Here is a 12,641-nt window from a genome sequence, read left to right as displayed (position 1 = left end):
TCTCCGACGAACTAAGTTTAAGTTAAAAAACTTGATGATTGTTTGAGATATTCAAAAAACCATTCAACTATTAATGTAAATTCTGGGATCAACTGAGAACTTTGCCACCAGGCGCTAGACGATGCAGGGGTAAAAGCGTCCATAAAAAATAAAACCGCTGCCGAAACTAACACACCGCGCAATGCACCAAAAACTATACCTAACACCCTATCAGTACCAGACAAGCCAGTACGACTAACCAATTGACCAATAATATAATTGACTAAGGCACCTAAAATTAAAGTGGTTATAAAAAGAATAGCAATAGAAGCGGCATTGCGTAGTAGCTGATCAGAAATATTAGTAAGGAAGGTCGACAAATTAACATAAAAGCTACTAGCAACGAAGAAGGCACTGATCCAAACAATTAAGGACACAGCTTCCTTAACAAATCCTCGTACTAAACTTATTAATGCTGAAATGCCAATAACAGCCAAAATGGCATAATCTATCCAAACCATAAATCAAAAGTTCTCATTGATTAGAGGCGCGCATTCTACCAGAACGGCACTAGAATTTACTAATATTTTTGCTATTTAGTCGGATTAAAACGGGCAACTTTTCCTTGCACATTAGTTAATTTTTTCAAAGCTGGTAGCTTCTTTTCTAACGACGATTTAATTAATTCTGGACCAACAAACACCTTGGTCAACTTGCCATTTTTAGTTTTAATCGGTTTAGTAAAAGCTGTATAACCGTTAGACTTTAACTTATTGACCAACTCGTCAACATTATTTTGATGACGAAAACTACCTAGTTGAATAACCCAAGCCTGCTTCTTTACGGCTTTACTAGGTAAATTATTAATTTTTTCACTGCCTGTTTTTTCAACAGTTTTTTTGCTATTAGGCGCGGAAAAATCTGTCTCCTTAGCTAACGTTGAAACAGAAACATCATTTTCTGACAAGAGTTTTGATGTATCAATGCTACCCGTTTCGTCAATTGCCCTTTCATCTGAAACTTTCTCTTGTGGTAATTTTGTTAAGTTTTCTTTGGGGAAAGTCTTGTCTGCTTTTGGAAAGTCAATCTGTGGGGCTTCAGGAATAGTTTCAAAATTGTCTTGATAAGTTTTTTTATCGCCATCAAGCACATCTGGCAAAAAAATGATGGCAACAGCAGCAACAATAATAGTACCCACTAAACGATTTTGAAACGGTGTAGACAAACGAGACTCCCAGCTTTACTAAACTAACATGCGCCTAACTTCAGCAACCGTATAAAAGGACCCAAAAACCAGAATAAGATCAGTTGCTTTAGCTTTCTGTTTTGCCATTTTAAATGCCTGAGAGACATTGTCAAAGCAATTCATCTTTGCCGTATCAATTTGCACATATTTAGCTAATGCTGTCGCTTCACAACCTCGAGGAACATCAAGCGTTCCAACATACCAGTCATCTACTTCAGAAATTAATGGTGTTAGGGTGTTAGTAATATCTTTATCTGACAGCATTCCAATAACAGCGTAAATATTGTCATAGGCCATACTTTTTATTTGCTGTGCTAAATATCTTGCTGCTTGCGGATTATGACCAACATCTAAAATAACATCGCAATCGCGAGTAAATTTCTCGAGACGCCCAGGCACCTTGGTTTGCGCAATAACTTTATTAATAAATTCTTGCTCAATATCTAAGGGTAAACTTTTGCTTAACAGAGTTAATACCATCAATGCTGTTGCAACATTATCTTGGGGTATATAAGTGCGATTAAGCGTAGAAATGTCACTTTGCTCAAAATGCCAATGCCACGCCTGAGCTTTGTTTTCTTTGACACTAAAATGCTGTTCACGCACATACGCTAGTGCGCCGATGCGATTTGCATGCACTGCAAGTGATTGCGGAGGGTTTGTATCACCAATAACCACCGGCTTATTTGCTCTCATGATACCTGCTTTTTCAAAGCCAATCGCTTCACGCGTATCACCTAAAAAAGCTTGATGGTCGAGGTCAATTGTTGTGATCACGCTTATATCAGCATCTATAATGTTAGTTGCATCTAAACGGCCACCTAAACCCACTTCAAGAATAATCACATCAGGCTGTTTTGCCATTAAAATAATAAAAGCTGCTAATGTCGTATACTCATAATAGGTTAAAGTAATATCACCACGAGCTAATTCAATGGCCTCAAAAGCACTAACTAACGATTGATCATCAATATCGTGTCGATTTATGCGTAGCCGCTCATTAAAACGTTCAATATGAGGGGACGAATATACCGCACAAGAAATATTTTTTGCTAACAAGGCGTTTTCTAAAAATGCACAAGTTGTGCCCTTACCATTAGTACCAGCAACAGTTACTACTTGCGAGTGAGGAAATGAAATGTTCAATAACGCTGCCACTTTAGCAATTCGCTGCAAACCTAAATCGATTTCAACGCTATGAATACTTTCCAAATAAGAAAGCCATTCAGTAAGACTTTTTGTCTCTGAATGGCTTTGAATAGATTTTGACATAAATTTACCGTTATGCAGCTGGGCTATCTTGCCCCATAAATTTAGCAAGCATACGTGCTAAGGTACTGCGCATTTCACGACGATCAACAATCAAGTCAATAGCACCTTTTTCTTTTAAGAATTCACTACGTTGGAAACCTTCAGGCAATTTTTCACGAACTGTTTGCTCGATTACACGAGGACCTGCAAAACCAATTAACGCTTTCGGCTCTGCAACGTTTATATCACCTAGCATAGCTAAACTAGCAGAGACACCACCCATTGTAGGGTCTGTTAATACGGAAACATAAGGTAAGCCTTTTTCACTCATTTTAGCCAGTGCAGCACTGGTTTTCGCCATTTGCATTAATGAAAATAAGGCTTCTTGCATGCGCGCACCGCCACTTGCTGAGAAACACACAAATGGTAAGTTGTGCTCAAGACAGTACTCAACACCTTTAACAAAGCGAGCACCAACAACAGAAGCCATTGAACCACCTAGGAAAGAAAACTCAAATGCTGCGGCTACAACAGGCATACCGTGTAATTCACCTTTCATCACAACTAAGGCGTCTTTTTCTCCGGTATTTTTTTGTGCTGCTGAAATTCTGTCTTTATAACGCTTAGAATCTTTAAACTTAAGAATATCTTGCGCTTCAAACTCTTCACCAAGTTCAAGACGTTCGCCTTGGTCAAGGAAGCCATCAATACGTTTACGCGCAGAAATACGCATATGATGATCACATTTAGGACAAACCGACATTTGTCGATCTAACTCAACTTTATAGAGAACCGCGTTACAGCTAGTACACTTACTCCAAACACCTTCAGGAATGTTCTTTTTCTGTGTCGACTTTGCTTTTGGGAGAATTTTTTCTATCCAGCTCATAATATTTCTTTTGCCTATGCACGAAAAATTTAATAATTGTTTAAAATACAACCACTAAATATAAAAATTTTGCGAATTAAAAATATAACGATGAATTAAACCATAGTTTACCTACACAATTATAGGAAAAACTGGTCTGTTTTCTTAATTTTACATCATTATAATAAAAACAAAGGCCCTGGGCTACGCTTTGGAATAGCGAATTGCTCTGGGTAATCGACGTCAACGAAATATAAACCTGCTGAAGGTGCCGTCATACCTGCTACACATCGGTTCTTAGCGTCTAATACTTCTTTAAGCCAGCTCACTGGCTCAAGTTCTTGACCAATCCGCATTAAACTGCCGGCAATATTTCGAACCATGTGATGCAGAAAAGCATTACCTCTAACATCAATGATAATAAATTCGCCTTGGCGAGAAACATTGCAGTGATAGAGTGTTCTAATAGGAGAATGGGACTGGCAGTGTACGGTTCTAAACGAGGTAAAGTCGTGACGACCAACCAAATACTGAGCAGCTTGATGCATTAAGTTTTCATTCAAAGGATAATGACAAAAACTAATTCCCGAGCTTAAAATAGCTGAACGTAAGCGGTTGTTATTAATAATATAGCGGTAGCGTCTAGCAGTGGCACTAAATCGTGCGTGAAAATCTTCATTAACTTCTTTCACCCAAGCAACGGCTATATCTTGGGGTAAGTTAGTATTTACACCTAGAGTCCAAGCGACATCTTTTCGTATTTTATCTGTATCAAAGTGAATTACTTGGTTCGTGGCATTAACACCGGTATCAGTTCGCCCTGCACAAATAACTTCAATTGGCTCATTCGCTATCTTCGATAACGCTTTTTCTAGCTTTTCTTGTACACTGACGGCATTTTTCTGTTTTTGCCAACCATGGTATTTACTACCGTCGTATTCCACACCTAAAGCGTAACGCATTTTCATCTCCACAACTAAGGCTGCGCATTATCCATGATTTTATAGTTTTTTTCCAAGTGACTTTACACAGAACATCAAAATAAAACATTTATCATTATTTTGCCGATCAAAATTAGTGACAGTCGCTTTGCCTTGGCAATTTAGTATGGGCTTATGCAATATTACTACTTATTTTCTTAATGGGGCGTGAATTTTGATTATAAAAAAGGCTGCAAATGCAGCCTTAATGCTTAAAGTATTGCCTAATTATTCATGTAAACCATCTAACAATTGTTGAGCATCAAACTGTTGCTGTGCGTCCCCTTGCTTAACAACGTCTTGCAATATTACTTCTGCATTTTCAGTATCACCAATTTCAATATAAACTTTCGCTAAGTCTAATTTTGCCAGCATACCATTATCGTCATCGTCCATATCATCTTCACTAATATCTCCTGCAAACTCTGGAAACTCACCTAAGCCTACATCAATATTCATTTTCTCATAAGGTTCAGTTGGCGTGCCATCAAGAAGACTATCTGAGAGTAATGAATCAACAGAAATAAAGTCTTCACTGCTCCTTTCTTGCTGTTCAATTTCTTCGACGTCATTTGATGTTTCAACGTCAAAGTCATCACCAATATCAAAATTGTCGCTTAACTCAAATTCATCTGCGGTAGATGTACTTGTTTCCTCTTCAATATTTGCTAATAAGTCATCAAAGTCTAAGTTATCTAGCTCTTTAATATTTTCAACTTCTGCCTCATTATTGGCGTCAACATACTCTGAACTCGTACTTACATCATTATCATCAGCTAATAAGTCAGCCAAAACATTACTATCGGTAAAGTCTGGTGATAACTCGACTACAGCGTCGCTATCTTTTTCATCATTTAAAAGTTGTGTAAGCGTAGACTCGTCAAAATCAGCAGACAATTCTTGCAATGTTTCATCGTCTATAAATTGTGACGTTTCATCTCGGGTAGTTTCTTTTGATAAATCCTCGTCAAGTAGCTCAGTATCAAGTAATTCATCGCCAATATCTAATGGTATATCTTGCTCTTCTGTATCTGGTTGATTAATTTCATCAATTAACGCATCAATATCAAAGTCATCAGACATATCATCCACATTAGCGTCACTTTCGATTTCACTAATATAATCACCACTTGCATCTGGCGCGGCAACATCTATATCAGCAGTTTTCGGCTCTATTTCTGGCTGATTAACTTCATCAATTAAAGCATCAATATCAAAATCGTCAGTTGCTTCTTCTGTGTCTATTTCACTAGGCGCCTCGTCATTATCGACACCCAACTCTTCCTCAGGTTCTTCAACAAACTCATCAAGTAAATCACTAAAATCTACATCAATAAATGATTGCACATATTCATCGGAGAAATTATTAATAAGCTCTATATTTTCGTTGGTTTGCGCTAAATCTGTCTCAGTTACTTCCGTAGTTGAGTCAACCAGTTGATCTTCAACCTCTGCCTCATTAGCAGACTGCTCAACATTCATTTCATTTAATAGTGCATCAATATCATCTGGATCAGAGACTTCTTGGGTCATATCTTCTGCTGGCTCTTCAGCGTCAGCATCAGTGCCAATTGCATCCAACAACGCATCAATATCATCTGGATTAGAGACCTCTTGTGCCATATCTTCTGCTGGCTTATCTGCATCAGAATCAGTGCCAATTGCATCTAAAAGTGCATCAATATCATCTGGTTCAGAGACTTCTTGTGTCATATCTTCGACTGGCTCTACGACAGCAGAATCAGTGTCAATTGCATCTAAAAGTGCATCAATATCATCTGGATCAGAGACTTCTTGTGTCATATCTTCTGCTGGCTTATCTGCATCAGAATCAGTGCCAATTGCATCTAAAAGTGCATCAATATCATCTGGATCAGAGACTTCTTGTGCCATATCTTCGACTGGCTCTACGACAGCAGAATCAGTGTCAATTGCATCTAAAAGTGCATCAATATCATCTGGATCAGAGACTTCTTGTGCCATATCTTCTGCTGGCTCTACGACAGCAGAATCAGTGTCAATTGCATCTAAAAGTGCATCAATGTCATCTGGATCAGAGACTTCTTGTGCCATATCTTCGACTGGCTCTACGACAGCAGAATCAGAGTCAATTGCATCTAAAAGTGCATCAATATCATCTGGATCAGAAACTTCTTGCGCCATATCTTCTGCAGCCACAGACTCAGTCGTTTCTGCAACTTCTGTATCAATCGCATCTAACAAAGCGTCAATATCGTCAGGGTCTGAAATTTCCTGCGCATTGTCAGCAACATCGCTGGATGCGTTAACGGCATCAATCTCTTCTAACGCGGGCGCATCAGACTCTATGGCATCAAGTAAGGCATCAATATCATCTGGGTCGGAAACATCAACATTATCATTGTCTTTGCTTGAACTGTCAGCTGCCGACTCGAGTAAGGCATCAATATCATCAGGATCGGAAACGTCAACATTATCATCAGTATTTTCATTGGCCGCGTCCAACAAGGCGTCAATATCTTCTGGGTCATTAATAACAGCATTATTGTCATCTGCAATGTCATTTGTTGTATCAACTACTTGCTCAAGTTCATCTTCAGCTAATAGGTCATCAAGAGCACTCTGGTCAACAACGCCACCTGCTAATGCCTCGTTACTATCTTCACTTGCCACTTCTTCAGTGTCTAAGCCTTCTAGTAATGAATCTAAGTCTCCTTGATCTAACTGCCCACCTTCTAATGGTTCATCCTCAACAATTTCTTCAATGTCATCATCATCCAATGAAATGGTTTCAATATCATCGTCTAATGAGATGTCTTCCAAATCATCAAGCTCGTCTAAATCATCGTCTAATTGAATGACATCATCATCAAGTAACTCATCATCTAACGAGTCTAAATTGTCCGAGAAAAGATCATCTTGCTCGTCGTCGGTTTCAGCTAAATCAATTGATAATTCATCATCAAGGGAAAGTTCGTCATCTAGCGATAACTCGTCATCGAGTGAAAGCTCACTATCTAAAGAATCAACTTCTGCTGCAGGCTCTGGTGTTGGAGTCTCCTCTGGGGTAGGCTCTTTTTTCTTTGCAACAGGTGTTTCTTTAACCGACTCTTCTTGAGTTCCACGACGTCTCAAAATTATAGCAAGAATCGACAACACCAAAATTGCCGGTAAAGTTGCCATTAACACGATAAACCATGTGCTCGACATAAAGTCGTTTTGAGCAAGTTCTGCTTTTTGTTTCTCTAATAACAGCGCTTGTTCTCTTGCTTCTGCTTTGGCAAGTAATTCTTGCTGCAGCGCGATCATATCGTCCATCTGCATTTTAATTTCTTTGCCTTTGGCGACTTCACTTTGCATCACACCTAGCTGGTCATTAAAACTAGATAAACGCTGACGTAGCGCTTCATTCTCTTTTAATAAACTCTGCAAACCATCAATGGAGTCCAAAACATCGTTTTGAATGGTTGCTAATCTTTGCTGCTGGGTATTATCAATTTCTTTCAACTGCACGTTAATTTCAGATTTCGCTGCTTCCAAGTCTTTTTTCTTCACCGACATTTCTTCTGGCGGTTTAGCTTTCTTAGCGACAACTTTGACAACTTTCTTCTGCCAAGCCTTATCATCATTACGTGATTTTTGCTGCGCATTTTCAGTATTAATGGCGCGCATAACATCAATAGATGGAATTTTTAAGTATTGCCCATTAATCATGTGATTAAGATTATTATCTTTAAATGAGCCAGGATTATTTTCATATAGCGCTTGCATGACTTGGTAAACAGACAACCTAGGGTCTGGGCGCACTTTTAAAGCAATATTCCACAAGGTATCTTTTGCCGTAACGGGGCCGTAACGGTCATAAGGAAATGCATCGGTTGATTTGGGGCCACGAATACGAATGCCACCATCTTCGGCAAAAGTCGGCAAACTAAAACAGCTAATGCTTATAATAAATACCTGCCATAGGCACAGGCGTAACAATCTTTGCATCAAGATTTCCTAATTATAATAATTATTCGCCAATAGATTGGCGGCTCCAAGTCAGGAGAATGTAAAGCAATGTTTATTCCAACTGTAAAAACAATCGCTTAATACCCGGAGTTAATGTTTATACAATTTCAATTCACTAAACGAGTTCTTCATCTGAGGCTATATTATCGCTTATTGAACGAAAGATACATATTACATAGTAACTAACAAAAAACCCGTCGTTTATTATAACGACGGGTTTTCATTTTTCTTTAGTAAATCTGTGGTTTAACTGAATTTATTTTAATACTCAGAAAGGTGTTCTTTAATTAATAGCTCAGCTATTTGAATACTATTCGTTGCAGCGCCTTTACGAACGTTATCAGCGACAATCCACATATTAATACCGCTATTATGACTTATATCTTCACGAATTCGACCAACAAAGGTATCGTCTTTACCGCTCGCTTCGCCTATTTGTGTAGGAAAATCTTCATCGTTATGGCAAACCACTAAACCTGGCGCTTGGCTAAGTAAGTCTTTTACTTCTTCTGCCGAAATAGGAGAATTAGTTTCAATATGTAAAGACTCACCATGGCCAAAAAATACCGGTACACGTACTGCTGTCGGGTTAACAAGTACGTTTTCATCACCCAATATTTTCTTTGTTTCCCACACCATTTTCATTTCTTCTTTGGTATAGCCATTTTCAAGAAAAACATCAATTTGCGGAATAACGTTAAAAGCAATTTGACGCGGGAAGTTTTTCGACTCAACCGGCTTACCGCACAACAAGTCTGCAGTTTGTTTTGCTAACTCATCCATAGCAGCTTTACCACCACCAGAAACCGACTGATAAGTGCTCACATTAACGCGTGAAATACCTACTGCATCATAAATTGGCTTTAACGCCATCATCATTTGAATAGTTGAACAATTCGGGTTAGCAATAATATTACGATTACGATACTCGGCAAGTGCGTGCGGGTTAACTTCAGGCACAACTAACGGAATATCTGCTTCATAGCGAAACTCTGAGGTATTATCGATAACAATACAGCCAGCATCACCGGCAATTGGCGCATACTTAGCTGAAATTGCGCCGCCTGCGGAAAAGAAACCAATTTGTGCTAGGCTCCAATCAAAATTATCAGCATCTAAAACTTCAACATTTTCGCCATTAAACTCGATAAACTCACCTGCTGAGCGAGCACTGGCAAGTGGGTAGAGCTTATTAATCGGAAAATCACGTTCTTCAAGTATTTCAATAATGGTTTTGCCAACTAACCCAGTTGCACCTAGTACGCAAACATCAAATTTCTGTGCCATGATCCTCTCTCTTTTATGCAAGTTTTTTACTGAAGCCAAGCTGATGTGGCGCATCTGAGCTTAGCAGGTTATTCAAGCCAACCATGACCGATGAAAACTCCCGGCGAGTCGGGTAAGTTTTGCGGATATGATCAAATCCTTGAGTTTTAATTTGTTGACGAAAAATAGCGTCGTCACGCCTAACATCGTATACCATTTTCACCAGTTGGTTTAGCAGTATTTCATTAAACTCCTGCTTAATTTCAAGATAGTCAACTGAAGGAGTCGGTAAAAAATCTTGTAACTGTTTCGTTGGCGTAATTTTTAACTGTTGACATAATGCCCGATACAGAATTTCTGTGCCACGAGCTTTTCCTTCTAAGCTATAACCAGCAATATGGGCCGTGGCTATTTCGCAATACTCTATTAATGCCATTAAAATATTAGGCTCGGCTTCCCAAACATCTAATACCAATTTTAGTTGATGTCCTGATTGTTTCATTGCTAGTAGAGCCTGATTGTCAATAACTTCCCCGCGACAGGCATTTATAAGTATTTGATTTTCATTTAATTGGGCTAAACGCTTTGCATCAAGTAAGTGATAAGTTGAATGTTGACCTTCACGAGTTAACGGCACATGCAGCGAAACAATATCGCAGCTAAGCGCTTGCTCAAGCGGCACAAATTCTCGCTTATCATTATCATCTTCAGCCAATAATGGGTCACACAATACGTGCTTAATATTTAGTGCGGTTAATTTCTCGCTTAAGCGTGAGCCGGTATTGCCCGCACCGACAATGCCTACTGTCATGCTTGTTAAATTAAGTAAATAACGTTCAGCTAAAATCACCATTGAACTTACCACATACTCAGCAACTGAGACCGCATTACAACCAGGTGCTGAATGAAAACTAACCTGTCGCTGTTTTAAGTAATTTTGATCAATATGATCAACACCTATAGTGGCAGTGCCGACAAAACTAAGTTGCTTATTATCATTAAGTAATGCCTGATTTACTTTAGTGATAGAGCGAACCAATAACGCATCAGCATTAGCAACGTCGTTTGCGGTCAGTGTTCTGCCTGAAAATGCCGTCAGCTCACCAATATCCTGAAAAAACTCTGCCGCAAATGGCATATTTTCATCATAAAAAATATTCAAAATTTTCTTCCAAAATTTATTAAAATAATGCGGCTACTCAATCCCTAAGACGTTAAGGTTAATTTCTTCGCGTAGCTTTCTTTCTCAATATTAGTCACTTCAACAGTAATCGCTGCATCTTCAATACCTAAGCGTTCAAGTTGGTTACTAACACTTGCACTAAGGCTTTTACGTTGCGACAAATCTCGCCCCGAAAGGATTTTCAAATTTACATGAACAAATACTTGTTCTGAGCCAGGAAGATAAAAGTCATCAAATGCACATGCTCTTACTTTGATATCACTCGCGGCAAACAATTCACTTTGATTCGCACCTTTATAAACAGCGTGCATTAGCTGCTCTACCGGTAAATTCGCGGTAATTTTTTTTGAATACTCAATAATACAATGTGGCAAAGGAAGCTCGTAGATAAAATCAATAACTAGATATGGCATTGTAGCGAACATCACTAATAAAAAGAATATAGCTAAAACGGTTATTTAGGCTATTTTCTAATACTTTAGGCATAAAATAATCTTTCACTAAATGAATAAAGTAATAGCCATAAAAAAGCCGCTAAATTAGCGGCTTGTTCTTAAATAATAACAACTTAAATATTATTTATATTTTTGCATAAGCAAAGTTGCGTTAGTGCCGCCAAAACCAAAGCTATTTGACATTACTAAATTAAGTTCAGCATCACGTTTTTCAGTAACTATGTCTAAACCTTCAGCTTGCTCATCTAAAGTATTAATATTAATTGAAGGAGCAACAAAGTTATGCTCCATCATTAGCAATGAGTAAATTGCTTCATGCACACCAGCTGCGCCTAAGGCGTGACCTGTCATGGCTTTTGTTGCACTAATTGCTGGAGAATCATCACCAAATACCGCTTGAATAGCGCCAAGCTCTTTAACATCACCTACTGGAGTCGATGTACCGTGCGTGTTCAAGTAATCAACTTTACCTTCAACACCGTGCATGGCTTGTTGCATACAACGAATAGCGCCTTCACCACTTGGAGCAACCATGTCGTAACCGTCAGATGTTGCGCCATAGCCAACAATTTCAGCGTAAATATGTGCGCCACGTGCTAAGGCATGTTCTAGTTCTTCAACAACAACCATACCGCCGCCGCCAGAAATAACGAAACCATCACGGTCAGCATCGTAAGTACGTGATGCTTGTTCAGGTGTTTCATTGTATTTAGACGATAACGCGCCCATGCCATCAAACATCATAGCTAATGACCAGTGAACTTCTTCACCACCACCAGCAAATACCACGTCTTGCTTACCTAACTGAATTAACTCAGCCGCATGACCAATACAATGGGCACTGGTTGCACAAGCCGAACTAATTGAATAGTTAACACCTAAAATTTTAAATGGTGTTGCTAAACAAGCCGAGATAGTGCTCGACATCGTTTTTGGTACTGCGTAAGGACCAACACGCTTAACGCCCTTCTCACGTAGCGTATCAGCAGAATTTACTACGTTTTCTGATGATGCACCACCAGAGCCAGCAACAATACCTGTACGGAAATTTGAAACTTGCTCAGGCGTTAGTTTTGAATCTTTAATTGCTTGATCCATGGCTATGTATGCGTAAGCCGAAGCTTCACCCATAAAGCGTAACGCTTTACGGTCAATATGCTCTTTCACTTCAATCTCAGGCTTGCCCCAAACTTGGCTGCGTAAACCTTTTTCCGCAAAGCTTTCTGCGTTGGTAATACCTGAACGTCCTGTTTGTAATGACGCTAAAACTTCTTCTGCATCATTACCAATACTTGATACAATACCTAATCCGGTGATAACTACACGTTTCATTTAAATAACCATACTCAATTAAAAAATCTGGGCGTATCATACAGACTTTTGCCCCCTATACTGGTCTGTCCAGCGTACACTTGTACAC

General features: G+C 39.0%; 10 protein-coding genes. All 10 read right to left on the bottom strand.

Annotated features, from left to right (window positions below):
* Positions 1-17: 17 nt before the first annotated feature.
* The 10 genes from AC27HL_RS05180 to fabB all read right to left on the bottom strand — a co-directional run bounded on the left by AC27HL_RS05180 (position 18) and on the right by fabB (position 12,553).
* On the bottom strand, positions 18-500 hold the full coding sequence (locus tag AC27HL_RS05180) for a CvpA family protein (protein WP_487079485.1): 483 nt from the start codon (positions 498-500) through the stop codon (positions 18-20).
* A 71-nt stretch (positions 501-571) separates the two neighbouring features.
* A complete protein-coding gene (locus AC27HL_RS05175) occupies positions 572-1,204 on the bottom strand; it encodes an SPOR domain-containing protein (protein WP_487079483.1) in 633 nt (210 codons plus the stop codon).
* Between the two features lie 18 nt (positions 1,205-1,222).
* Positions 1,223-2,497 (bottom strand): bifunctional tetrahydrofolate synthase/dihydrofolate synthase, encoded by a 1,275-nt coding sequence (gene folC, locus AC27HL_RS05170; protein WP_487079481.1) that lies wholly within the window; start codon positions 2,495-2,497, stop codon positions 1,223-1,225.
* Positions 2,498-2,507: 10 nt separating this feature from the next.
* Positions 2,508-3,365 (bottom strand): acetyl-CoA carboxylase, carboxyltransferase subunit beta, encoded by an 858-nt coding sequence (gene accD / locus AC27HL_RS05165; RefSeq protein WP_487079479.1) that lies wholly within the window; start codon positions 3,363-3,365, stop codon positions 2,508-2,510.
* A 158-nt stretch (positions 3,366-3,523) separates the two neighbouring features.
* On the bottom strand, positions 3,524-4,306 hold the full coding sequence (gene truA, locus AC27HL_RS05160; RefSeq protein WP_487079477.1) for a tRNA pseudouridine(38-40) synthase TruA: 783 nt from the start codon (positions 4,304-4,306) through the stop codon (positions 3,524-3,526).
* A 246-nt stretch (positions 4,307-4,552) separates the two neighbouring features.
* A complete protein-coding gene (locus AC27HL_RS05155; RefSeq protein ID WP_487079475.1) occupies positions 4,553-8,296 on the bottom strand; it encodes a FimV/HubP family polar landmark protein in 3,744 nt (1,247 codons plus the stop codon).
* A gap of 282 nt (positions 8,297-8,578) precedes the next feature.
* Positions 8,579-9,604: an aspartate-semialdehyde dehydrogenase gene (locus tag AC27HL_RS05150; protein WP_487079473.1), complete on the bottom strand. Its 1,026-nt coding sequence runs from the start codon at positions 9,602-9,604 to the stop codon at positions 8,579-8,581.
* A 13-nt stretch (positions 9,605-9,617) separates the two neighbouring features.
* Positions 9,618-10,745, bottom strand: coding sequence for a 4-phosphoerythronate dehydrogenase (locus AC27HL_RS05145; RefSeq protein WP_487079471.1), 1,128 nt, complete (start codon positions 10,743-10,745; stop codon positions 9,618-9,620).
* Positions 10,746-10,789: 44 nt separating this feature from the next.
* The gene (locus AC27HL_RS05140; protein WP_487079469.1) at positions 10,790-11,179 is read right to left on the bottom strand and encodes a 5-carboxymethyl-2-hydroxymuconate Delta-isomerase; all 390 of its coding nucleotides are present in this window, start codon (positions 11,177-11,179) and stop codon (positions 10,790-10,792) included.
* A gap of 162 nt (positions 11,180-11,341) precedes the next feature.
* A complete protein-coding gene (gene fabB, locus AC27HL_RS05135) occupies positions 11,342-12,553 on the bottom strand; it encodes a beta-ketoacyl-ACP synthase I (RefSeq protein ID WP_487079467.1) in 1,212 nt (403 codons plus the stop codon).
* Positions 12,554-12,641: the final 88 nt, after the last annotated feature.

Source organism: Colwellia aquaemaris, from assembly GCF_057548755.1.
This window is presented reverse-complemented; position numbering and strand designations above follow the sequence as displayed.